At 39.0% G+C, this 25,841-nt stretch carries 19 protein-coding genes; 17 read left to right on the forward strand and 2 right to left on the reverse strand.

What is annotated here, in order from left to right:
* Positions 1-142: 142 nt before the first annotated feature.
* The 3 genes from ACI48O_RS19425 to ACI48O_RS19435 all read left to right on the forward strand — a co-directional run bounded on the left by ACI48O_RS19425 (position 143) and on the right by ACI48O_RS19435 (position 3,411).
* On the forward strand, positions 143-871 hold the full coding sequence (locus tag ACI48O_RS19425) for a WecB/TagA/CpsF family glycosyltransferase (RefSeq protein WP_435563506.1): 729 nt from the start codon (positions 143-145) through the stop codon (positions 869-871).
* A gap of 227 nt (positions 872-1,098) precedes the next feature.
* Complete coding sequence (locus tag ACI48O_RS19430) at positions 1,099-2,163, forward strand: glycosyltransferase family 4 protein (protein WP_435563507.1); 1,065 nt, start codon at positions 1,099-1,101, stop codon at positions 2,161-2,163.
* Between the two features lie 186 nt (positions 2,164-2,349).
* A complete protein-coding gene (locus ACI48O_RS19435) occupies positions 2,350-3,411 on the forward strand; it encodes a glycosyltransferase family 4 protein (protein ID WP_435563508.1) in 1,062 nt (353 codons plus the stop codon).
* Positions 3,412-3,507: 96 nt separating this feature from the next.
* Here the strand turns inward: ACI48O_RS19435 and ACI48O_RS19440 are convergent, their stop codons facing one another.
* Positions 3,508-4,527 carry an LCP family protein gene (locus ACI48O_RS19440; RefSeq protein WP_435563509.1) on the reverse strand — a complete coding sequence of 340 codons (1,020 nt, stop codon included), beginning with the start codon at positions 4,525-4,527 and terminating at the stop codon, positions 3,508-3,510.
* A gap of 131 nt (positions 4,528-4,658) precedes the next feature.
* The gene (locus tag ACI48O_RS19445; RefSeq protein ID WP_435563510.1) at positions 4,659-5,294 is read right to left on the reverse strand and encodes a YigZ family protein; all 636 of its coding nucleotides are present in this window, start codon (positions 5,292-5,294) and stop codon (positions 4,659-4,661) included.
* Between the two features lie 601 nt (positions 5,295-5,895).
* On the opposite strand from ACI48O_RS19445, the gene ACI48O_RS19450 reads away from it, so the two are divergent.
* The 14 genes from ACI48O_RS19450 (at position 5,896) to ACI48O_RS19515 (ending at position 25,834) form a co-directional block, all read left to right on the forward strand.
* Positions 5,896-6,084, forward strand: coding sequence for a hypothetical protein (locus ACI48O_RS19450; protein WP_435563511.1), 189 nt, complete (start codon positions 5,896-5,898; stop codon positions 6,082-6,084).
* Complete coding sequence (locus ACI48O_RS19455; RefSeq protein WP_435563512.1) at positions 6,059-6,784, forward strand: response regulator; 726 nt, start codon at positions 6,059-6,061, stop codon at positions 6,782-6,784. The genes ACI48O_RS19450 and ACI48O_RS19455 overlap by 26 nt, the downstream gene beginning before the upstream one ends.
* Positions 6,785-7,310: 526 nt before the next feature.
* Complete coding sequence (gene essC / locus ACI48O_RS19460; RefSeq protein WP_435563513.1) at positions 7,311-11,939, forward strand: type VII secretion protein EssC; 4,629 nt, start codon at positions 7,311-7,313, stop codon at positions 11,937-11,939.
* A complete protein-coding gene (locus tag ACI48O_RS19465; RefSeq protein ID WP_435563514.1) occupies positions 11,932-12,183 on the forward strand; it encodes a ubiquitin family protein in 252 nt (83 codons plus the stop codon). Before essC ends, ACI48O_RS19465 begins: the two co-directional genes overlap by 8 nt.
* A gap of 861 nt (positions 12,184-13,044) precedes the next feature.
* Positions 13,045-13,341 (forward strand): WXG100 family type VII secretion target, encoded by a 297-nt coding sequence (locus tag ACI48O_RS19470; protein ID WP_435563515.1) that lies wholly within the window; start codon positions 13,045-13,047, stop codon positions 13,339-13,341.
* A 27-nt stretch (positions 13,342-13,368) separates the two neighbouring features.
* Positions 13,369-13,680 (forward strand): pore-forming ESAT-6 family protein, encoded by a 312-nt coding sequence (locus tag ACI48O_RS19475; RefSeq protein ID WP_435563516.1) that lies wholly within the window; start codon positions 13,369-13,371, stop codon positions 13,678-13,680.
* A gap of 105 nt (positions 13,681-13,785) precedes the next feature.
* Positions 13,786-15,138, forward strand: coding sequence for a DUF6382 domain-containing protein (locus ACI48O_RS19480; protein ID WP_435563517.1), 1,353 nt, complete (start codon positions 13,786-13,788; stop codon positions 15,136-15,138).
* 21 nt (positions 15,139-15,159) lie between these two features.
* On the forward strand, positions 15,160-15,927 hold the full coding sequence (locus tag ACI48O_RS19485; RefSeq protein WP_435563518.1) for a PP2C family protein-serine/threonine phosphatase: 768 nt from the start codon (positions 15,160-15,162) through the stop codon (positions 15,925-15,927).
* A gap of 57 nt (positions 15,928-15,984) precedes the next feature.
* Entirely contained in the window at positions 15,985-17,934 is a 1,950-nt protein-coding gene (locus ACI48O_RS19490; protein ID WP_435563519.1) for a protein kinase domain-containing protein, read from the forward strand.
* A 61-nt stretch (positions 17,935-17,995) separates the two neighbouring features.
* Positions 17,996-18,472, forward strand: coding sequence for a hypothetical protein (locus tag ACI48O_RS19495; RefSeq protein WP_435563520.1), 477 nt, complete (start codon positions 17,996-17,998; stop codon positions 18,470-18,472).
* A gap of 17 nt (positions 18,473-18,489) precedes the next feature.
* Positions 18,490-23,457 (forward strand): Ig-like domain-containing protein, encoded by a 4,968-nt coding sequence (locus ACI48O_RS19500; protein WP_435563521.1) that lies wholly within the window; start codon positions 18,490-18,492, stop codon positions 23,455-23,457.
* A 117-nt stretch (positions 23,458-23,574) separates the two neighbouring features.
* Positions 23,575-23,895: a hypothetical protein gene (locus ACI48O_RS19505; protein WP_435563522.1), complete on the forward strand. Its 321-nt coding sequence runs from the start codon at positions 23,575-23,577 to the stop codon at positions 23,893-23,895.
* 43 nt (positions 23,896-23,938) lie between these two features.
* Positions 23,939-25,096: a hypothetical protein gene (locus ACI48O_RS19510; RefSeq protein WP_435563523.1), complete on the forward strand. Its 1,158-nt coding sequence runs from the start codon at positions 23,939-23,941 to the stop codon at positions 25,094-25,096.
* Positions 25,097-25,111: 15 nt separating this feature from the next.
* Entirely contained in the window at positions 25,112-25,834 is a 723-nt protein-coding gene (locus ACI48O_RS19515; RefSeq protein ID WP_435563524.1) for a hypothetical protein, read from the forward strand.
* Positions 25,835-25,841: the final 7 nt, after the last annotated feature.

The following is a 25,841-nucleotide window of genomic DNA, read 5'->3' on the forward strand; positions in this document are numbered from 1 at the left end:
ACAACAATCGTTGTTTTTAACTCTTTTTTGTTTATTTTCCTTTTTGAAATCCAGTTTAATTATCAGTAAAATTTTAATAGAAAATTTTGAAAAACGATGGTATATTCAATAAAACTATCGTGATAAAGGAGTTTTAACTATCTTGGAAACAATAAATATTCTTGGTATTAAAATCACTAACACCACATTAAAGGCGTTTACCAAAAAAATAACTGAACATATAATAGAAAGCAAGAAGACATTTATTGTAACGGCAAATCCAGAAATTGTGATGCGTGCCAGAAAAGATACATCCTATCAAAGCATCATAAATGATGCTGATTATGTTACTGCAGATGGAATTGGAATAGTGAAGGCATCTGCCATTCTGAAACAACCTTTACCTGAAAGAGTAGCCGGTTTTGACTTGTTATTAGAACTATTAAAAGTTGCAAACACAAAAACCTTGAAGGTTTATTTATTAGGAGCAAAACATGAAGTTTTAGAAAAAGCCGTTCAACATATTCAGTTAAACTATCCTGGAGTTGTAATGGTAGGATACCATCACGGTTATTTTGATTGGGAGGATCCTTCTCTTAAAAAAAGCATTCGAGAGTTAGAACCTGATTTAGTATTTGTCGGATTAGGCATGCCAAAACAAGAAAAATGGATCAGCCAAAATATCGGCTATTTCAATATGGGTATTTTTATTGGGGTAGGAGGGAGTTTGGACGTATTAGCTGGTAATGTTAAACGTGCCCCTAGTCTTTGGATAAAGTTAAATCTTGAATGGCTATATCGACTACTTAGTCAACCGTCTCGGTGGAAAAGAATGCTTGCGTTGCCCGGGTTTGTGGTTCGCGTTTTTTATGAAAGGATTTATAAAAAATAAATAATGAATCAATTATTAAAGAAAAAAGTACTGTGATCAATTTTTTGTTTCCTAAACATTATAAATATGAAACTTATCCCATTAATTTCGGTGTTACATTAACGTTGGGTTTCTTTCTTATTCACTCTGTGCTATAATCCTTAAGGATATATTAATTAAATGTTATTTCTATTCTTTAGCATAAAGTGTAGTAATTACTTCAGATATAGGATAACAGGAGGGGCAGTATGTTATATCTTACATTATTGGTTTGTTTTCTTTCGGTTTTTCTCCTGACACCATTGATAAAGAAGTTAGCTTTTAAAGTTGGAGCAACCGATAAACCAGGTTCTCGCAAAGTTCATCAACAAATCATGCCAAGACTCGGTGGATTGGCCATATATATAAGTTTTCTTATTGGGATTTTGATTCTTCAGCCTGATGACCGCTATCACCTACCTATCCTAATTGGGAGTATCATTATTATATTAACTGGAATTTACGATGATCTTAAGGAAATCTCTCCAAAAACAAAACTAGTGGGTCAAATTGCTGCAGCATTTGTTGTTGTTGTAATGGGAGATATGGGCGTTAAGTTTATTAATCTACCATTTGGCGGGGAAATCCACTTAGGTTATTTTAGTATTCCTCTTACGATGATTTGGATAATTGGAATTACGAACGCAATCAATTTAATTGATGGTTTAGATGGTTTGGCGGCAGGAGTATCATCGATTGCACTATTAACGATTGCAGGAATGGCTTTTGTAATGGTTAATTCGTATGTATTCATTGTGGCTCTTATCGTGGCTGTGGCCTCAATTGGTTTTTTATTTTTCAATTTTTACCCGGCAAAAATTTTTATGGGCGATACAGGAGCCTTATTTCTGGGATATATCATAGCGGTTTTATCGCTCTTAGGTTTTAAAAACGTTACGTTTATTTCTTTGGTAATACCTGTAATTATATTAGGCGTTCCAATTTCAGATACATTTTTTGCAATTGTAAGAAGAAAGCTAAATAAGCAGCCAGTATCCTCTTCAGATAAATCTCACCTCCATCATTGTTTATTGAGATCAGGGTTTTCACATAGACAAGCGGTGTTACTTATTTATGTTATGAGTGCAATATTTGGTTTAGCTGCCTTTATTTTCTCGCAGGCAACTGTATGGGGTTCGTTATTTGTGATAGTAGCATTGGTCATATCAATTGAGATTATTGTAGAAAAAATTGGACTAATCAAAGAAGACTATAAGCCATTGTTAAATTTTTTTGTTAAAGGTATTAAGCTAGTAAATATAAAAGATAGATAGAAAGACAAAAGTCTAGAAAACTATTTTAAAGTTTCCTAGACTTTTTTGTGTTTATTAAGATAGTGATGGTCATAACAGCCAACTTTGTTTCCAAGATATGTTTATGTTGTTGTAATAAATATCTGGAAACTTCGTTGGTTTTTATTCATCTTAATAGGTAATGATAGTAACAAGGAGGGCATTCAAATGTGGATTTTAGCTTTTGCCTTATGCTTTACTTGTTCCAATATAATTACGCCACTTATTAAAAATTTCGCGATTAGAATTAATGCTATCGATCATCCACACGAGCGCAAAGTACATAAGAATATTATGCCAAGACTTGGCGGATTAGCAATATATATAAGTTTTATGACAGGATTTTTGATAGTTCGACCGGATAATCCAAATTCAATTTATATTATAATTGGAAGCATGCTTATTATCCTTACCGGCCTCTTGGATGATTTATTTGAACTTCCTGCAAAAATGAAATTTGTAGGTCAGCTTTTTGCAACATTAACTGTTGTAATCATTGGTGGTATTCAAGTAACATTCATAAATTTACCGTTTGGTGCCCAACTTGAATTAGGAATATTCAGTATACCTTTAACAATAATTTGGATTGTTGGAATCACAAATGCTATTAATTTAATCGACGGCTTGGATGGGTTGGCAGCCGGTGTGTGCAGTATCGCCTTAACAACCATCACCTGGATGGCTTTTGTAATGGGAGATGGATTTGTATTTTTTATTGGATTGATTATGTTAGGGAGTACCCTTGGATTTCTAACCTATAATTTCTATCCTGCTAAAATCTTTATGGGAGATACAGGGGCATTGTTTCTGGGGTATATGATTTCGGTTCTCTCTTTATTAGGTTTTAAAAATGTAACGTTTATTTCGTTCATTATCCCTGCTATTATTCTCGGAGTCCCTATTTCAGATACTTTTTATGCCATTATTCGTAGGGTCGTCAATAAAAAACCTATATATGCACCAGATAATTCTCATTTACATCACTGTCTAATCCAATCTGGCTTTTCCCATCGTCAAACCGTCCTTCTCATATATGCAATGTCGGCCGTTTTTAGTATAATTGCCATAGTCTTTTCACGGGTTAGCCTTTGGGTTGGATTTACTTTAATTATTTCCTTACTGTTTATGATTGAATTATTTGCTGAGATTATCGGCTTGGCGGGAAATAACTACAGACCAATTATAAAATTTTTCCAGGGCTTAAGGTATCCAGGAAAAAAAGAAGTATAGCCCACAGTAGAGATTAGGGCTATACCTTTTAATTATTTATACTTTTAGAAGTCGATCCTTAGTACCTTTTGTAACAGTTGTATCGGGATCTTCGATTTATTTGGCATCTTTCGTTTCTTCTGTCTCTAAACTATCCAGTAAACCGAGATGGGTTTTAAGGCTTGTTTGAACATTTTCTACAGATTGTTCATCTAATTGGTAATAATAAATAGAATTTATTATGGAATTGCTACCTTCAAGGGATAATGATTCAATATTTAAATTGGTTCCTGCTGTTAAATAATCTATTAAAGATTTCATTTCACCAAAGGTTAAATTAGTTGTCATATTTTTTCCAACAGCTTCTATCATATCAGACTGATTTGGAATTGAATTGAAGGAGACAGCCTTTTTGAGAACAGCCTTAACGATTTCTTGCTGGCGTTTACCGCGCTCAATATCATTATCTTTATGTCTTGTTCTTGCAAAGGCTAACGCTTCTTCACCGCTTAGTTCTTGAAGACCCGGTTTCAAACGAATTGCTCCGGCACGATCTTTTGAATCCTGTTCAACAATTTCATAAGGAACTTCCACTTTGACCCCATCAAGAGAATTAACTACATCTATAAAGGCATTGAAATTCATTTTTACATAATAATCGATAGGAATATCTAATAGTTCTTGTACAGTTTCTATTGTTAGTTCAACTCCACCAAAGGCATGAGCATGATTTATTTTGTCTTTGTATTTTCTGCCAGGAATCTTCACATAAGAGTCGCGTGGAATACTGACTAATTTAACTGATTTTTCTTTTTCATTCAATGTAGCAACCATTAGGGCATCTGTTCTGGATCCCTTGCCAAAGTTTCTTTTTTCACTTTCATCTACCCCTATTAATAATATAGAAATATTGTCGAGTTTGGGGTCAGCTTTCTCGACTCTTTTTTGGGTTGTTTTAACAGGTTTATATGAGTCATTTATAACTGATTCAGCTTTTTTATAAAGGACGGTTCCATACACTGTTGCACTTACAAGGAAAACCAGTAAAGGAAATAGGATCCACATAAAAAATTTTTTACCTTTTTTCTTTTTCTTTTTCTTATTATCATAACGGGAAGAGTTTATATATTGAGACATGAATAATTCTCCTTATAAAAATAAATTGGTTCAATAATTCCAATAGACCAACTTTCATTTTACAACGAAATTTGTCTCGCGTAAAATGTATTTTTTTGAATTTTTTCGTAAAGGTTTGGAGAATTTTGAATTTATAGGATATCTAGCTCTAAATAAATTGTGTTTCCTTTTACTATTTCCCCTTGTCCATTCGTTAATTCAACCATCCAATCGATAAAGCTTTGCGTTTGGCCTTCTTCAACATAGGTTTCGATTTCAACCTTGTCCAAGTAGTGGATTTCTTTAATTGCATAGACAGAGGAGCGCAGTTCGTTTTCCAGCTTTCCGAGCCAGGTGTAATCAACGGTGGTGTGCATGATGCGCATCAGTTTTCGTTCAACGATGCCGATTGCATCCAATCCTTCGGAGGTTGCTTTGCCGTAAGCGCGGATAAGTCCGCCGGCGCCAAGCTTGATGCCGCCAAAGTAGCGGGTGATGACGACGACTGTATCTTTGAGCTTGCGCTTTTTAAGGACTTCGAGGATCGGCACGCCGGCAGTGCCGCTTGGTTCGCCGTCGTCGTTGGCTTTCTGGATTTGGTCGTGTTCGCCGATTAGGTAGGCGGAGCAGTTGTGGGTGGCGTTCCAATGTTGTTTCTTTATTTTTTGAATGAAATCTTGGGCCTTTTCTTCGGTTTCGGCTCTGGTGATGTGGGCGATAAAGCGTGATTTTTGGATGACGATTTCATGTTCGCCTTCACCTTTGACAGTGTAATAACTGGTCAGCATGTTACCACTTCTTTCTATGTAGGCTTGCTTGTTTGTGTTTTGGTTTTTGGCGTCCCTGCTCAAATTAGCTGGAGGTTCCATCTAGATTGAGCTGGCCGAGGACAAAATGTTTCGGCAAATCGCTTTGTTTTTTGACAAAAAGCGGGAGGAACTGATTTAAATCGTTGGATTGTGACAGGTCCTTACATGATGATTGTAATAAAATTTGCGATAAGAAGAAAGGGATTTGTGTTATAATGGGAATATTGCAAAAAGGGAAAATAAGGAAAAATTACAAACAGCATAGATTTTGACGGTGGATAGGAGAAAGGATTGATAAGAACTTTGTGCCATTAAAGTTGAAAAATATTTTATGTTGAGTGTTTGGGCACGGTTTAGAGATGCTGCTGAATGATTATTGTTTCACATTCCTACCCTCAAAAAGTCACGGGTTGAGTTCGAACAGTATAATAAGCTGTGAAAATTTTCCCGGTTACAGGGGACAGGCATTGATCAGTGTTTTGCTTCGACTGAATGAAGAATCATTATTGGGTGTGTAGGCAGACTTTGATGATAAATTTAATGATCAAAACGATATAGAACGATGTGACTGGCGTATTAGATGATGAAATGGTTTTTGATGTTCAAAGATACTAGAGTACTTATTGGATGTAAGGAAAGAGTGGCTTTGTTTTATAAGAATAATCATCATCCCCACATATCGATTGAAGAAATGAGAATGAATCTAAGGGACATTAAAGAAGCTGCGACAAGGGGGCGAAGATATGACAACAAGTATTGTGATTATTGACGACCATCAGTTATTCAGAGAAGGGGTAAAACGAATTTTAGGGCTTGAGGCTAGTTTTAAGGTTGTGGCTGAGGGGCAGGATGGACAAGATGCCGTTGCCTTAATTGATACATATAATCCGGATGTTGTGCTAATGGATATTAATATGCCGATTGTGAATGGAATTGAGGCAACACGGCAGTTAATGGAAAGGGATTCGGATACAAAGGTGATTATGCTTTCGCTTCATGCTGATGAGGATTATGTAATGCGTGCATTGAAAACCGGGGCACGCGGATATTTATTAAAGGAAATGGATGCGGAGATGCTGGTTGAAGCGGTAAAGGTTGTGTCCGAGGGTGGCAGTTATCTTCATCCTAAGGTGACCCATAACGTGGTGAATGAGTACCGGCGCTTGGTAGCGGCAACGGTAGAGAAGGTTGAGGATGGTGCTCAATTTTATCGTGGTGGTGCTGTTACAGTGGCAGGAGCATTGGCGGTTGAAATTCGGCGCCCATTGCATTTGTTGACGCGGCGGGAGTGCGAGGTTCTGCAGCTGTTGACAGATGGGAAAAGTAATCGCGGAATCGGTGAAGCGTTGTTTATTAGTGAGAAAACGGTTAAAAACCATGTGAGTAATATATTACAGAAGATGAATGTAAATGATCGCACACAGGCGGTTGTCGTGGCGATTAAGAATGGTTGGGTTGAGGTAAGATAGTTTTGAGTTGAGTTATGTAGGATTTTTTTGCTCGGATAAATTTATGGAAGAATGGCCCCAAAGGGACGTACAAGTCCTTTTGGGGCCTTTTTTTGTTTCCTAAAAGATATAGCTCGGAACAATATTTCGGAATGTTCCGATAAATAAAGACTTTTATCATAAGACATGATTAGTGCTAAAGTAACGAAATTATATAAGTTTCACCAAAGCGCAGTGATTTTTGTCGCTTTGGTGTAAAATGTTTACATGGATAATAATTTCCAATTATAAAGACGTACAATTGGAAATCTGGTTGTTGATTTCCGCTCCAGGTGCTCGCTTTCCGCGGGGGAGTCCGGGAGCCTCCTCGGCGCATAGCGCCTGTGGGGTCTCCCGTGACACCTTCTCCCGCAGGAGTCTCGCACCTTCCGCTCCAATCAACAGCGAGCTCAAAATCAACATTGTTCTTTAACACAGCTTTCTAATTAAAAGTCAGTAGACGAAAAAATCGACCGATTGTATAGATGCTTTAAGAGGAGAGGTAGCAGTGATATTAACGCTTTTTGATGAGGGGAAAGTTTTTCGGACCGTACTGCCGGAAAGGGTTACGGGAAGATATATATTGTCTTCGGAAGATGAAGACGGGCATCAGATTGATTTGATGGCAGTGGAGGAAGAGAACGGGCATTGGTATTTAAAGTCCAATAAATATGCCTTTTTGAAAAATCCAACCAGCTCCCAAATCGTAAAAGAAGCAAAAGTAGAGGTGTTTCAGACTTACACGATATATAGAGAAAATCGCCCAACGACTGCTTTATTGTACGTGGAGCCGCCGACAGCGGATGGGAATATTTTTACGAAGCATGAAGCAGCTCGAGGCGTCATTAAAATTGGGAGAGCAAAGGACAGTCATATTTGCTTTACCAATAAACTAGTATCAAGTTCGCACTGTACGATCGAATATCTTTCCGGCGGGCGTGCAGTCATTCGCGATCATAACAGTTCCAATGGTACATATGTTAATGGCAAGAAAGTCATAGAGAAAGAACTCTCGATTGGTGACACTATTTTTATCATGGGTTTGAAAATTATCTATAATGGCCGTCTCCTTTCGTTGAACAATCCGCATCGCTCGGTGTTTCTCGATAGAACGGCCTTTACACCGTTTAGTGTGGAAAAACCAATCATACAAGAAGAAGAGCTCCTCGATGAACTTCATCATGAGGAAATCAACGATAACCTATTTTTTAGATCACCGCGTTTTAAGCGGGATATCCAGCGAGCAGAGATCAAAATTGATCCTCCGCCACAGCCACAGAATATGGAAGAAACTCCGCTAATGCTGTTGCTCGGCCCATCGATCACCATGGGGATGTCTTCATTGTTCATGGGTATCATGACCTTTCAAAATGTGATGAGCACCGGAGGCGACTTAATGAGGGCGATGCCGACGCTCGTGATGTCGGTGAGCATGCTGATTGGGACAATCCTCTGGCCAATTTTAACGAAGCGTTATGAAAAAAGAAAGAAGCTAAAGCTAGAAAAAATGCGTCACGAAAAATATCAGCAGTATTTGGCCGATATGAATGAGGTAGTAAAAAACGAATGTCGTAATCAAAGGGAAATCCTGCTTGAAAACCATGTCACGCTGGAAAACTGTCTGTCCAGAATAATGCGGCGGCAGCGCAATCTGTGGGAGCGCGGACCGGGTCAAGCTGATTTCCTTGAAGTAAGATTGGGTATTGGCGACCTTCCGATGGTTGGCGATATTAAATTACCGGAACGGAAATTTACATTGGAGGACGATCATCTTCAAGAGACACTTTATGAAATGTTTGGAGCGAAGCCAGTATTAGAGAGTGTTCCGGTGACGTTGAGCCTGATTGAAGAACGGATTAACGGGATTATCGGTGATCGGAAAGAGGTAAAGTCTTTTGTTAAAGGACTTATTTTTCAACTGACCGCCTTACATAGTTACGATGAACTGAAGCTTGTGTTTATTTACGATAAGAATGAGCTTGATGACTGGAAGTTTGTGAAATGGCTTCCGCACGTTTGGAATGATGATAAGACGGTTCGCTTTATTGCCAGTGATGCCAATGAGGTGAAGGAGCTTTCTGCTTTTTTTGAAAAAGTAATAAGTCAACGTCAGGAGCAAGGCGAATTTGCCCAGGCAGATGCCGGACCTCATTACATAGTTTTTTCCATGAGCAAAGCGTTAGCGCCAAAAGCTGAGATGATCAATCTGCTGCTCCAAGAGAAGCATGAAATTGGCTTCAGTATAATTGCTCTTTATGATGAACTGAAAAATCTGCCGAAGGAATGCTCCAATGTTATTGAGCTGTCTAAAGAGTACTCAAAGATTTATGACAAAGACGATATTTCCGGTCAATACACAGGATTCAATGCTGACAGTTATTTGGAGGAGGATCCTGAGCAGTTGGCGGTTAAGCTATCTAACATTCAGCTCGATTCGTCGCAGGGGGCGTACAAGCTGCCTGAAATGATGACTTTCTTAGAAATGTTCGGTGTTGGAAAAATCGAGCACCTAAATGCACTGACACGTTGGAAGGAAAATAATCCGACAAAGACAATTGAAACACCAATTGGTGTCGATACGGCGGGAGAGCCGTTCATGATTGACCTTCATGAAAAATATCATGGGCCACATGGGTTGATCGCAGGGATGACGGGTTCGGGTAAGAGTGAATTCATCATGACATTTATCTTGTCGCTTGCGGTTAATTATCACCCAGATGAAGTTGCGTTTATCCTGATTGACTACAAGGGTGGCGGAATGGCAAATGCCTTTACGGAATTGCCTCATCTGGCCGGGACGATTACCAATCTTGATGGGGCTGCGGTTAAGCGCTCGTTGATTTCGATTCAGAGTGAATTGAAGCGGCGCCAGGAGATTTTTAGTGAAACAAGCCGACGCATGGATGAAAGTAATATCGACATATATAAATATCAAAAGCTGTATCGTGAAGGGCACGTAACGGAGCCTCTCCAACATTTGTTCATCATTTCCGATGAGTTTGCTGAACTAAAGGCACAGCAACCGGAATTTATGGAGCAGCTGGTTAGTGCAGCACGGATTGGACGAAGCCTGGGGATTCATTTGATTTTAGCGACACAGAAGCCATCCGGTGTCGTCGATGATCAAATTTGGAGTAATAGTAAATTTAGAATTTCGTTGAAGGTACAGGAAAAAGCGGACAGTATGGAGGTTATCAAACGGCCGGATGCTGCTGAGCTTCAGGTAACGGGTCGATTTTATTTACAGGTAGGCTTTAACGAGCTGTTTATGCTTGGACAGTCGGCGTGGGCAGGTGCGCCATATTATCCTGCTGATAAAGTGGAAAAGCAGAAGGATGACAGTGTGGTTGTGATCGACAATTTAGGCCGTGTCATTAAAAATGCGAAGATGGACCGTAAAAAAACAGTCGTTAAAAATCCGCCTAAACAAATCGATGAAGTTACCGACTATTTGGCTAAGCTTGCGTCCCAGGAAAATATTAACGTTCGACCGCTCTGGCTTGAGCCGATTCCTGAGTTTATTTATATCGATGAACTTATAGCGAAGTACAAGGTCGAAACGCCAAGCAATGAGCTGGATCCGGTTATTGGGGAGTATGATGATCCTGCGAACCAGCGTCAAATGGTGATGACGATGCCGATTACCCGTGAAGGCAATGCGGTGATTTATGGTGTTGCTGGCAGCGGAAAGACGACCTTCTTGTCGACTCTGATTTATTCGTTAATGGAGCAGCACACTCCAAAAGAAGTGAATTTCTATTTAATGGACTTTAGCTCCGAGACGTTGACATGGTTCCGAGAAGCACCGCATGTTGGCGAAGTGATGCTGTCGCATGAGAGTGAAAAGATTGGCAATCTGTTTAAAATGTTATCGGCTGAAGTGGAGCATAGAAAGAAGCTGCTGGCTAATTATGGCGGCGACTTTATTACTTATAATGGGGTTTCCGGAGATCGACTCCCTTCTTTGATTGTCGTCATCCATAATTATTCAGCGTTTTCGGAAATGTACGAAGACCATGAAGAGACGCTTGCGTTTTTGACTCGAGAAGGTGTGAAATACGGGGTTTATTTTATCGTAACAGCCATTAATACCGGAGCACTCCGCTACCGAATGCTTCAAAACTTTAAGCAAATGTATGTGCTCCAACTTAATGATCAATCCGAATATTCCGGCTTGCTCGGCAGTGTTGACGGTGTGTATCCGTCTAAGTTCAAAGGCCGGGGTATTTTTAAAAGTGATCTCACCTACGAATTCCAGACAGCGCAAATCGCTCGCGATGTAGACAATATGTTTAAGTTCATCACGGATTATTGCCCTGTTTGGGCCAATAATTGGACTTTGCCTGGTGCGAAAAAGGTGCCAACACTACCGGAAAAAGTTGATCTCGACTATTTACGAGGGGAAAGACTTGAATTGGGTGGTCATCTCATCCCTGTCGGGGTTGAAAAAGAAACGATGGAAGTTGCATTTTTTGACTTGGTTAATCCTTTTATTAGTTTAGTTGCTGCTATGAGCAGCGAGCAATGTAGCAGCTTTACACAAGGAATTGCTGAATTGTTTGCGACTAAAGAGGACAGGGAAATTCTTGTGCTTGATCCTAATCAAAATTTTGTGAATGGAAGTTTGGTTACCGACTATAAGTATGTTTTCGAGCCAACTAGGCTGGAAGAAGCGGTTGTTTACTTATTTAATACATTGGTGCACCGAAACAATACGAAGAAGGATGCGATTGAAGCGGGGCAGGAGCCGCCAACTTATGACAATATTACTTGCATCATTGATTCGTTTACTGATTTACATTCGTTCTTGTCCGAGGATGCACGAGATAAACTGAAGGTATTTTTAGAAAAAGGCAGCGGCTTGAACGTTCATTTGCTCTTATCGGATCGGGCTGATAAATTAAGCTCTATTTCCTTTGAGGCTTGGTTCAAGCAGCATGTATCCGTCAATGACTTCATCTGGGTCGGCAGCGGCATAACGGATCAATATGTTCTTAAAACGACGAAGGTGACCGGCGATATGTACAAGGAAGTTCCATCAGGCTTCGGCTATGTTGTGACGAAAGGAAAACCAGTGCTCGTAAAGCTGTTGTCAGCGACGGCTGGCGTGGAAAAGGAGGCGGTTTATCATGGATAAAGTTTTGGTAGAAGTGTATATCCCAGCCTCTGAAAAATCGTACGATGTCTTCCTGCCACTAGACAGTAAGCTTTATGAGGTTGTTTATCTTTTAGCAAGCACGATGGCGGAGTTAACACAGGGGGAATTTTCGGCTAATCCTGATACGGTTCTTTGCGACCGCAACACCGGTCAAATGTTAAACATCAACCTTACTGTCGAAGAGAACGGCGTAATGAATGGGACGAAGTTGATGTTGGTTTAGGTTGGGTTGGGAAGAGGCCTGTAAATTTAAGCAATATTATTGCAAATGGAACGTGTGCTAGTTGATTTTCTTCCCGTCCAGTAGATGAATGTTTTATGAAGGACAAATTGACAGATTTTTTGTGAGGAATTGTCCTAGATAGGACCTCAAGGACATTTTGCGTGGTTTTTTGCGAGGAAATGTCCTAGAGCGGCCGTCTCAAGGACATTTCGCATGGTTTATTGTGAGGAAATGTCCTTCATAGGCCGTCTCAAGGACATTTTGGATGGTTTTTTGAGAGGAAATGTCCTAGAAAAGCCGTCTCAAGGACATTTTGGATGGTTTTTTGCGAGGAAATGTCCTAGAAAGGCGTCTCAAGGACATTTTGGATGGTTTATAGTGAGTATTTGTCCTAGAAAGGCTCTCTCAAGGACATTTTGGATGATTTATAGTGAGTATTTGTCCTAGAAAGGCCGTCTCAAGGACATTTTGGATGATTTATAGAGCGGAATTGTCCTAGAAAAGCAGTCTCAAGGACATTTTGGATGATTTATAGAGAGGAAATGTCCCAGAGAGGCCGTCTCAAGGACATTTTGGATGATTTATAGTGAGAAATTGTCCTAGAAAGGCCGTCTCAAGGACATTTTGGATGATTTATTGCGAGGAATTGTCCTAGAAAGGTCCTCTCAAGGACATTTTGCCTAATTAATAGAGAGAAATTGTCCTAGAAAAGCTCTCTAAAGGACATTTCGCTATGAAAAAGTCCTTGAACAGGATTATCCAGGACAAAACCACCAGATAGACACAAGAAAAATTCCTCCATCAAGGTAATAACCCTATTTCAGAGCACAAATAACACATCTTTAAAGGAGGTGAAATAAAATGGCGAGATCGATTATGGTTGAACCGGCGAAGCTTGAGAATGCTGCTAACAAAATTGATCAACAGGCAGCTGATTATGAAAGCACTTATCGTAAATTATTTGCAGAGGTTGATGCAATGGCAGCTGCTTGGCAAGGTGCAGATAATACGGCTTTTACAAATCAAATCAAGACTTTTGAAGACGATTTCCAAAAGATGAAAAAGCTAATGGATGACTATTCCGAATTCCTTAAGCTTAGCGCTAAAGCTTACCGGGAAGCACAAAACGAAGTTAAAGCCCAAGCTTCAAGACTATAGTGCACAAAGGTTACGAATAAATGGGAGGTGGAGAAATTGGCAATCGATGGACTTAAAATTACCCTTGGTGAGGTTACGAAAACGGCGTCTCAACTCCGTTCATTTAATCAAACTCTTAATGAGAGGCTAAATGAAATCAAAAAAGACATGAACGCGCTTGCTCAATATTGGGATAGTGATGCGTCTAGTTCTATCAGATCAAACTTTAACGCACTTCAACCGAGATTTGAAGAATACCGTCAAGTGGTGGACAACTATGCAAAATTCCTAGACAACACGGTTACTCACTATAACGACGCTGAAAGCAAAATCAATAATAACGCAAACATGTTCAAATAATGAACTAAGGTTGGACCAGCGTTGGCTGGCTGGCAGCCTCGCTGGTTCAATCTCTTCCTAATCACTAAAACCCCAAAAATATCAAATAAAACGGAGTCGAATCAAATGATCAAACAGGTCGAACTGAATATAGAAAACTACGGAGTTTCAACATTCTTAACCTATAACACAACCAGTCTTGAGGAAGTCGAGCGCACCGAATTGGAGGTGATGCGGAATAGCAAAATTCCAGGATTGATGCCTTGTACGGTTCTAAAGCAAGAGGACGAAGTTTGTATCCGCTATGACCTTATTTCTCATACAACACTAGAGATGCATCTCAACCAGCCTGTCTCAAAAAAGATTCTGATCCAAAGCTTTAGCAATATTGCTGAAACCCTTATAGAGGCACAAAAATGCAATTTGAAGATTGAAAATTTCGTCTTTAATCCAAAGCATATTTATTTAGATAATTTTTCAAGCAGATTAGTTTTTATCTATTTGCCGGTAAAAAATAATGTTTTTGAAAAAGTATCCCTTAGAGATTTTTTAAAAGAGATTATCACCTTGGCTCCCTATGATGAAAGCGATGATATTCATTTTTTTATTAAATTACATAATTACCTCCTGCGGAGTGCTGAAATCGAACCAGACGAACTCTATGAAATGCTTCAAGAATGGAGTGAGTTGGATCAGCCGATAAACGATACAGTTGATCACCATCAAAACGATAACTTTTACGATGCATTGTCCCAGCCTAAAGTGAGTCCGGCTACAAACCTAAATCCGAACTTCTACAGCCCGGGAAATCCATCTGCGGTTAATAGTTCAATCAATAGCTCGGTCAACTCAGCAATGAATACCCCGGTCAATACAGTCAAAACAACCATTAATGGTGGAGTTGTCACCTCCGAATACAGCAGTCAGAAGAAGGAAAAGAAGCGTAACAAACAGTTAGAAATTGAAGAGGAAGTGCAATATAAGCGAATTACTCGAACGGAGCTTGGTGATGATAATCCGCTTATGAAAGGCGGGGCGCCATTGGGGGGTACCTCGATTAATATCGGGCCGAATGTCGGGGGTGCTTTTATCCAAAATACTGAGCCAGAAGGAACCACAGTACTTGGCGTCAATCGAGAGGAAGAAGAGGGGACGACGATGCTTGGAGTCGTCGGGCAATCAACACCGCGTCCGTATCTCTTAGCAACTTTGCTAAATGAAAAAATTGTGATCACAAAGGATGTTTTCAAAATAGGCAGAGATCCTGGTCAAGCTGATTATGTTTCAAAGAATAAAGTGGTAGGTCGAGTCCATGGGGTGATTATAATGGCCAATGGTGAGTATTTCTTTGAAGACAATTCTTCACGCAATGGCAGCTATGTTAACGGAAGTAAGGTACTTCCATACAACCGAATTAAAATCAAACACGATGATCAAATCAAACTGGCCAACGAGGAGTTTATTTTTAAGCTTTTTTAGCAAAAGAAAGAGGTAGTATAAATGGCATTTCAAATTGCATATCACACGGATGTGGGCATTAGAAAGAAAACAAATCAGGACGGCTTGCTGATCAAAACAGCCAAAACCCCAAATGGAATGGTGGGTTTGTTTGCGCTTTGTGATGGGATGGGCGGACTATCGCACGGAGAGCTGGCAAGTGCGACCGTCATAAGAGGATTATCCAATTGGTTTGACTCAGAGCTCCCGGATATTCTTGCCTCCGAGGAAGGGGCTAAAAACATCTCGATCCAACTTGAGCAGCAAATTAAGCAGCTTAATGAAAAAATCGTCCAGTATGGTGAAGCGCAAAATGTAAAATTGGGAACGACGATTACAGCAATGCTTGTCATCTTTTCAACCTACTATATCGTTCAAATTGGGGATAGCCGGGCATATAGCATCGATAGCGAACTAAAACAACTAACAAAAGATCAAACGCTGGTCGCCCGCGAGCTCGAGTATGGAAATATTACTGAAGCACAGGCGAAGATCGACCCAAGAAGAAATATTCTGCTTCAATGTGTTGGAGCTACGAGAGAACTAAATGTCGTGATAACAGAGGGGAAGCTAGCACCTGACACAGTCTATTTATTGTGTACGGATGGTTTTTACCATGAAATTACTGAACAGGAGTTGTATGCTGCAATGAATCCGGAACAGCTTCAAACTGAGACGTTCATGAAGAAAAGGGTGATTGAGCTCGTTGATTTGGTAAAGAACCGGAATGAGACGGACAATATTTCCGTTATTACCGCTAAAGTGGTCTAGCGGGGGCTTTGGTTTCAAACCAAGCTTTAGAACCACGTTTTAATGGGGGAATTTTTCTTGATTAAGATTGGCGCGATTATCGATGACAGATACGAAATTTTAAAGGAAATTGGCCGCGGTGGGATGAGCATCGTGTATTTGGCGATGGATAACAGGCTTAATAAATCGCTAGTTGTTAAGGATATTCGCAAGCGGGCAAATAGCGACAATGAGTTCCTCGTCAACAGTCTCGTTATTGAAGCGAATATGCTGAAAAAACTGGACCATGGAGCTCTGCCGAGGATTTACGACATCATTGAATCAGAAGGCGATATCTATGTTGTGATGGATTACATTGAGGGGGAATCGCTAAAGGAAAAGCATAGCCGTGACGGCAATCTCCCTGCGGACCTAGTGATCGATTGGGCAAAGCAGCTGGCCGATGTATTGGGGTATTTACATACGAGAAGACCTTTCCCGATTATTTACCGGGACATGAAGCCGGATAATATCATGCTGACCCCGGAAGGGAAAATTAAATTAATTGACTTCGGGATCGCCAAGGAATATAAAACGGAATCGTTAACCGATACGACAAACCTTGGGACAATCTCATATGCAGCTCCGGAGCAGCTTTCAGGCAAGAAAACTGATGCAAGGTCGGATATTTATAGCTTAGGACTCACGCTTTACAATCTTGTAACCGGCAAGGGTGTCAATGAACCACCATTTACGGTTAAACCCATTAGGGATTGGAATCCCTCTTTGCCGGAGGGACTTGAGCATATTATTACAAAGTGTACTGAGTCAGAACCGGAGAACCGTTATCAAAGCTGTGACGAACTTTACTATGACTTGGAAAATATAGACACGCTGACGAAGGGTTATAAAAAAAAGCTACTAAAGAAATTGTATATGTTCCTGGTCCCTGCTGTTTTATTTATATTGTTTTCAGTCACCACAGCTTGGGGTTACAGCGGCATGAAGAACGAGCAATTTCAGGATTATATGAAGCTCGTAAATCAATCCAATCGATATTTAATAAATGGCAAGGACGCGAAGGCTATTGAGCTCCTGGAACAGGCGATTACGTCTGTTGATAGTAAAAAGCCTGAAGCCTATATTAATTTGCTCGATATTTATATTAAGCGAGGCGAAATTGACAACGGTTTAGCCTCGATTGAAGCGTATATCCAAGATAAATATGGGAATGTTCATAAAAATAACGAAGTGTTATTCAAAATGGGGATGACCTATTTTGATTTGAAAAATGATTATGTATCCGCGTTGAAATATTTTCGGATGGTTGATGAAGAGGAGCTTCCGGATGCGAAATATTACAAATCCTTAGCTACCACGATGGGAAGCCTGAATGTAGATTATCAAAAGTTTGCTAACCATTTACAAGAGTTTGAAACCTATAATGATAGTTTGGCAAATAACCAGAAAAAGATTGATAACTATAACTCTTTGGCGGGGATCTATTTGTCTTATAAAGGTCAAATTCCGGATGCCAATACGAAAGCCATCACGGTAATTCAAAAGGCAAACCTTGTTTTGAAAAAATTAGACGATGAACACCTCCAATACAAATATGAGCTTGATTTTGATCAAAAGCTTGCACAAGCCTTCTACAGCAGGGCGATCAATTCAGAGGATAAAACGGTTGCCAGTAAGGACTTTGCTGAAGCGATTGAGCATTATCAAAATTTAATCGATCAAGATGTTTCGGATTCTGACAAAGAGGAGGCAATGGTCAAAATCGGGGTTATTTTTCAAGAGATGGGTGAAAACGGACAAGCTGTCGAGCAGCTTCGTTTAGCTCAAAAAAAATATCCAGAAAGCATTGAGGCACATATAAAACTGGGCAATCTGCTCCTTGATATCGAGCAAGGAAAAGAGGAAGGTCAGAGAAATTATAGTGAAGCAAAGAGCGTCTTTGACAAAGTGAGTCAAATTGATGATGCCGTAGATGATGAGTCATATAAAAAGTTTACTAGAAGATTGCAATTAGTAGGCGCCATTTAAATAAGAAGGAGCTCAGTGTTCGAGGGCTTAACGGAGAATCAAATAGAAGGGAGGCAGGGGAGTGTACTTTCAAATTATGTTTTATGGAGGCTTGGCCGGAGCGGTCATCACTCTTGCCATCTCCATTTTTGTATATATCAAAATGAATATTACCCAGGTAATCGAACATCTCACGGGGGTTCGTTTTCATAAAAAAAATAAGAAACAGCAGAGAGTTTATATCCGGAAGCTTAATGAAAGTGGAAAGCGAACAACGAACGAAATCAGGATCAGGAAGAAAGTGGTGGAACAGGACCGGGCTTGGTCAGAGGCTGTTGCGGCAACCGAGTTAATGAATGAAAGATTGGAAGAAACAGCGCTGCTTCATGATGAATATTGTCAAGAAACATCTTTATTAAGCGGGGAGCTTGATGAAACTTGCCTATTAACAAGGGATCAGGAAACCACCTTGTTATCGGGACTATTAGAAGAAGATCCTGATGAAAGCTTTAAAAAGGAAATTGATATCATGATCGTTCATGCGGAGACCATTATATAAGAGGAGATTAAAGTTAAATGATTAGTAGGAAAAAGAAGTCCAAAGTTAAGAAGAAAATGCTGTTGTTATTTTTTCCAAGTGCTTTGTTATTACTTTTTGCGATTTTGATTTTTAATAGTAGTGCAATGTCCAATTCAAAAATTGTTAATCGATACATTTCATTTGAGCAGCAGCAGCCTTGGAATGTAACGGTAGAACCAGAATTTAAAGGCGAGTGGTTAACGAATAAGGAAACTGTGTCCTTCATCGTTGACTTGAGTGAGGACGTAATAAGATGGAATGAAATGAATCCAAACACGCCTTTACCAACAGAAAGACCATTTGGAGTAACCGCAAGCTATGGGACAACAACGATTGATCCAACCACCATTATATATAAGGAAATCATGAATGATAGCGGGCAATTCGAAGGAAAATATCAAGTCGATATTCCTTTTAACCAGGAAGGGCAGCTTGATATTAACACTACTATTAAGAAGAACAACCCGTGGAAAGCGGATGAGTTAACAGCAGCATTTAACATTACAAAGGATACCACCAAACCGGAAATTGCTATATCAGGGATTTCAGATGGGGCGTATCTTAAGGCAGATGGCACCTTAAATGTTAAGATTTCTGAACTTCATTTTGATAAAAGTAAAATAACGATTTTACAAAAAGAGCTTAGCAGCCAGAAAGAATCCCCCCTTGAACTTGTATGGAATGATGAAACTCAGGCCGGAACACATACTTTTACAAACAGCGGTGATTATGAGATTACCGTGAACGGAATCGATAAAGCGGGCAACGCTTCTGAGGAGAAAAAGCTGCGCTTTACAATTAGTAAGGCAGACCCTGAACTCATTGTTACTGATAAGGATCGTTCAGTTCAAATTAATAACGGCAGTTTTTCGGCATCAAAAAATATCCAATTTAAAGTAAGCAGTAAAATTGCAATGGAAGAAGCAACAGCGAAGATCTTTAAGGAAGAAAAAGAAATTTCCCAAGGTGCAATGACGATCAATCCTGATCATCCGTATGAGGCTATTCTCGATAAGACCTTTACCGAAGACGGCAGATATCGGATTGAGGTAAACGTTTCGGATCAACATGTAAATGGAGAACAACACATCCTTACTCCATTTACATTTGAAATCGATAGTACAAAACCAACAGCTACTATTACCGATAGTCATGGCAAACCGGCCCAAGGGATTTACGGCAGTGATCAAAATATAACCATCAAAGTCAGCGATGTGAATTTTGATAAGGAAAAGACGATGCTTTCCGGGAGCAGAATTGATGCTAATGGAAACAGTAAAGATTTGAAGGATCTTTTAGTATTAGATAATTCAGGAGAAGAGATCCTGCCTGCCAATATTGAAGGTGAATACACACTAGAAGTAACAGCTGCAGACAAAGCGGGGAATGAAGCTCAGAAGCAAACCGCAAAATTCACGATTGACAAATCTTCACCGCGAATATCGGACAATATTGATAAACAATACTATAACGGTTCAGTTGAGTTTAAGCTTGGAATTGAAGATTTTTCGTTGAACCTCACTGATTCATTTATAAAAGTAACGAGGTCTTATGAAAGTACGATACAAGATCTTTCGCCGAGTATAACAGACCTTATTCGCACAATGCCTTCATCATTGTATTCATGGGCTCGTACATTTGATTTGGATGGCGATTATACAATAGCAGTCAACGCTATTGATAAATCCGATACATCCACTAATCAGACAAAAACGATTGATTTTACGATTGATACGATTCGGCCGGATTCTTTTATAAAAAATGTTAATAATGAACTTTATGATGCCTCGGTTAAAGGCGTTGAAATCGGTGTTACCGATAAAAATATTGATTTGAACAATACGAACTTAACTGTTAAAAAAGATGGAATTAAATTAAATGTAGATCCACTAAAAGTAAGCGGTGAGACCGCATCGAACATCTATAACTTTGAAGAGGATGGAGTTTATTCCATTTCGCTTGAGACTACTGACCTTGCCGGAAATAAAGCAGAAACGAAAACGGCGTCCTTTACGGTTGATACAAAGCTGCCGAAACTCGAGATTTCAACCATTACAGATGGTGAACATTATCAAGAGCTTAAAGAGGTAGTCATTACAGCAGAAGACTTAACTCTTCATGAAGCAACACTTGAAATTAAGCGCGACGGAGAGCAAGTTTCATTTGATTACCTAAAAGGAAATGGAAAAAACGCAAATTTAAATAAAGTGCTTCAATCAACTGACTTCACAGTTGAAGGTGATTACGAGATTATCCTGATCGCAACAGATCGTAATGGAAAAATCTCAGAACAAAGAATTACCTTTACGATTGATCATACCGCACCAGGAATTGAATTTTCCGGAATTAATAAGGGAAGCTTCCTGAAAAATGGAACACTTAACGTAAAAATTAATGAACATAATTTTGAAACAAACGACGTTACGATTACAGCGACAAGAAAAGTCGATCGTGATAAGCCGGAAGAATCCTATACAATCATGGAAGAAAATAAAGATTGGGAAAAGACTGGAGAAGAAACAACTTGGGAGCAATTCTTCAAGGAAGATGGCGACTATGTTATCAAAGTAACAGCTAGAGATAAAGCGCAAAACGAAAGTACGGAGGAATGGAATTTTACGATTGATAACATCCAACCAGATATTAAAATTTCCAACATGGATGAAAACGGGGATTTTTATAAAACGGACAAAGAGGTAACCATCAAGGTAACCGAGCGCAATTTCGAAGGCAATAACGTTCAAATTTATGCAACAAAGAAACTTGAGGAAAATGATCCGCCACAGCCAATCTATATCGGCGAATGGAAAAATACTGCGGAAGTTTCTAGCTTGAGTCATTTGTTTACGGAAGACGGCGAATATGAATTGACTGTTAAAGCGGTAGACGCCGCTGGTAATGATGTAAATAATGTCAAAAAAGTTAAGTTTACAGTGGATAAGACTCTTCCGGTGCTAACGATAACCGGAATTGAAAATAATCAACATTATAATGTCGATAAGCCCGTTACAATGTCTGTGACTGAGCGCAATATGATTTTAACCGAAAACAATGTTACTGTAACTAAGGATGGCAAACCATATCCAGTTGTAGGCCAACTTGAGAAAACAGGAATTACGGCACATCGAACCTTTACTTTTACAGAAGAAGGAAGCTACGTGGTGAACCTGAAATTAACGGATAAAGCAGGCAATCATCAGGAGCACGATCCTATTTCGTTTGTGATTGATAAAACGAATCCGGTCTTGAATATTAACGGAGTCGAGCACCAATCATACAACCCTTCAGCTAAATCGGTTACTGTCTCAGTCGATGAATTAAATTATGCAACGAATAACGTGGAACTAATGGCAACGAAAGATGGAAGAAGCTTAGATATAGGTGAATGGAAAAATACCGGAAAGTATTCAGCGCTCCAATATGGTTTTAATGCTGATGGTTTATATACGGTGTACATTAAAGCAACTGATAAAGCTGGCAACGGACCAATTGAAGCCGCTAAAACATTCACCATCGATACGGTGAAGCCGGCAATTGAAATTACGGGTGTTGAAAATGGCGAACATTACAATGTCGATAAACCGGTTACCGCTACCATTAAAGATGTAAACCTTGATGTCAACAAGATAACGGTTAAGAAGGATGGCGCAAGCTATAATGCCGGTGGATTCTCTGTTACTCATCATCCATATGAGGATTCCGTTGCAAAGCTAACCCATAACTTCAACGCTGAGGGCGATTACGAAATCATCGTCGAAGCAATCGATAAAGCCGGAAACAGCTTTAGCCAGCAGGTGAGGTTTACGATTGATAAAACGAAGCCCGTCATCACGCCTAAATTTAAAGGCGAAAATCGTATCATCAAGGACGGGGAGTTCATTAACAAAATCTTTACGCCTGAGTTTGCCTTGGATGAGAGTGAAGACATGATCGTATCGGTTACTTTAAATGGTGGTGCTAATGTTAAAAATAATATACCGCTTGCTTCAACAGAAATGGAGTATCATTATACGGTTCTTGCACGAGATAAAGCCGGAAATGAAAGCACATTAGAAATCCGCTTTACTTTAGATACAACGAACCCAGAATTAAATATTTCAGGTATTTTAGACGGATTCTTCAATAGAGACATGATTCCAAAGGTAACTTACTCAGATAAACATTTAGACCCAAGCAGAACATCAATCACGCTAAACGGGGAACCGTTTGTAAATGGTAAAAAACTAGACTTCGAGAAAGACTATGTGTTTAAAGCAGTCATAACCGATTTGGCGAACAATGTGACGACTAGAACGATCATCTTTACGATTGATAAAACAGGTCCAGTCATTAAGTTTAAGGAACCTATTTCGAACAGATATTTTAATAAGGATTTAATTCCGCAACTGTTAATCGAGGACTTCACGGAATATGACATCATCACGCAAACGCTTGACGGAAAACCTTATAAACTAGGAACCCCAATTAAAAAAGAAGGCAAACACGTACTATATTTTGAAGTTAAAGATAAAGCAGGAAACATCAAGCAAATCAGTGTTGAGTTTATCATCGACAAAACTGCTCCAAAGGTCGTTTACGAGGGCGTCAAAAAAGGCGAGAAATACTACAATCCAGTAGCGGTCAGCATCAGTCTCGATAATCCAATGGACAAAATTAAGTCCGTTACCATTAACGGCAAGGTTTTTGACGGGGAAGTGAGCGTCGAGGACGGACAACAGGTGATTAAAACTAGACTGTCTGATAAGAAATCGTATGAAATTAAAGTCAAAGCGACTGATGAAGCAGGTAATATCACAACATCAGTCCTACCATTCAGCATTGTCGAGAAGAGCTTAGTGGTGAAATTCTATGAAAACAAACCATTATTCATGGGATCTATCGCCGGTGTTGTTGGGCTAATTGGGGTAGCTGCTTCGCTTGCTTTGAGAAAAAGACGGACGGATGAGGTTGAAGTGGAAGAATAATAGGCTGTTTTGATAGTTAAAGGGAAAGGGACTCCTTTAAGTAAGGGCCCCTCCCTTTCCGCAACCTTTGAGAAGTGGGAAACTGTTTTATTTTTATAAAAAGAAGAAGGTGAGGACATGGGAATTAATGTGAGTTTAGCAACCTCTCAGGCGAATACAATAAAAAGCTACGCCTCGGTACTCCGGAATATCAGAAGTAATCTTGAAAACAATAAAGCGAACTTGAATGACCGTTGGCAGGCTTCAGAGGTGAATTCCATAAACAAGGCAATGGATGAATTAATGTCTGAAATTCACAAATTGTCTTCCGAACTGGAATCTATCGGGAACGATGTTAAAAGCGTAGCGATTGAAATTAAGAATGAGATTGCTAAGGAGAAGGCAGAAGCAGAGGCTAAAGCAAAGGCCGAAGCTGAGAAAAAGGCTCAAGCGAAATAGGGGATATTAAAACAATGTCAAAAGGTAAAAGCGGGGGTATATTTTGGAGCGTATTAAGATTAATACAGGAAAGATAAAAGATATTTCAACTAACATCACACACAACTCTAATAATATTAAGGAAGTTAAATATAGGTTTGATACTGTTAAGGGAGATATTGATTATCGAATTTTAAAGCGGAGAAATATACAGTCAAGATTGGATATTGCCTCAGGTTCCGTTTACAAAATCCACCAAGATTTAAAACAACTGGGGTTATTCCTTGAAGTGGCAAGTAATAAATACGACCAAACCGAAAATTTATTAGAAAAAATGGCAAAGTCTAAGTTTCCAGAGGGTAATTATTGGGAACTTATCAAAGCTGTTACAGGCGGTATTTCTTTTTATCAAGGGTCAAAATTGAATCTAAAATTGGGTGATTTAAAGTTTGACTTTGAAGAGATAAATGGTCGTACATTTCTAAAACTTAATGGAGGGAATCCAAGAGATTATAACAAATATAGAGATTTATTAATAGCAAGATTTGGGGGGAGTCCAAGCTTATGGAAAAAGAGTTTTTTTGAACAACTACTTACCAAAGGGATCCCACTTTATGATGAAGAAAATCGATTTAAATTTAACAATAGCTCAAGCTATCGTATGAATATGAGAAGATTTGGAACCAATCAATTAGATAATTTAAGCCAATACATAAGTCGTCTTGGTGAATCGAAGTTTAAGGCATTTTTAAAAAATACCGGAGATGGCATAATGAGTACTTTCACAGATTTTAATGTTTTTAAATATAAATCTGTTACACAAGGTTCTAGTAAAATGCTTGGTGTGGTCGGAACCGGAATTACTGTTTTTGAAAATTTTCAAGAGGCATATGGAGAAAATGGATTAAATAAGAAGCAATTTGCCATTGATATGTCGGTCGATGTTGTTTCTGGTGCAAGTGCTACCGCTTTAGGGGCCGCAATTGGTTCATTATTCTTTCCCCCGGTAGGTACGGTAGTAGGTGCAGGTGCAGTTATTGTATCCAACTTTGTCCTTAATGCAAAGATAATTTATGGTAAAAGTATAGTTGATATTACGAAGAACTATTTCAATAATCCTGAAGAGACTAAAAAAGAGATTAAAGAAGATATTAACAAATTTGTTGATAGTTATAATAATACAGCTAATGAAATTGGGAAAAAACTAAATGAAATTTTTTAATAGGAGAGGTATATATTGAAAACATGTAGGGAAGATGATTTTTTTCAATTAAAATCTGTTGGGCAAAGTCGAATGAGCCCAAAGAAAATATCTGGATTTTCATGGGCAGTTTTTTTCTTTGGGGTTATTATGACTATTGCCTCCTTTTCAGGACTTAACCCTAGTGATGGTCAAGTTAGTATTTTGTTGTTTTTTTTAATATCTATTAACCTTCTTTTCATGATAGTTCAATTCTTGTTCACAGTTTTCTTCACTAGTAAAAAGATGGCCTATAAATTTCAAAGATTACAAATGGTATTTTTAAGTTCCATTGCAGTTAAGTTTTCTCTTGATACATATCAGGCCTTCCTAGGAGTTAGTGAAGGATTTAATTCTCCAATGTATATAAAGATTTCAGCTTTATTATTTTTTATTGGTGGAATTTTATTTTTAATTCTTTCAACGTTTAGAGGAATAAAAAGGGTAAAAATAGGCGAGTTAAGAAAAGAAGGCAATGGTCTTTATAATTTTCAAAACTCAAAAGGGTACGTTAGTATACCCTTTATTTTTGGATTATCAATGTTTGGAGGCCTTGCAGGTAGATATTCCTCAGAATTAGCAAATGATGCAACTGTGTTTATTCTTCTTATATTTAGTGTTTTAATTCAATTTGCTACTGCATTGGCATTACCTGAGATTTTCCTTTTAATGTATTGTAAGTTCAGATTTGAGTCATTTAAGGTGAAAATTCCGAAATGATTCTAGA

The organism is Neobacillus terrisolis, from assembly GCF_051233475.1.
Lineage (GTDB): Bacteria > Bacillota > Bacilli > Bacillales > Cytobacillaceae > Bacillus_BU.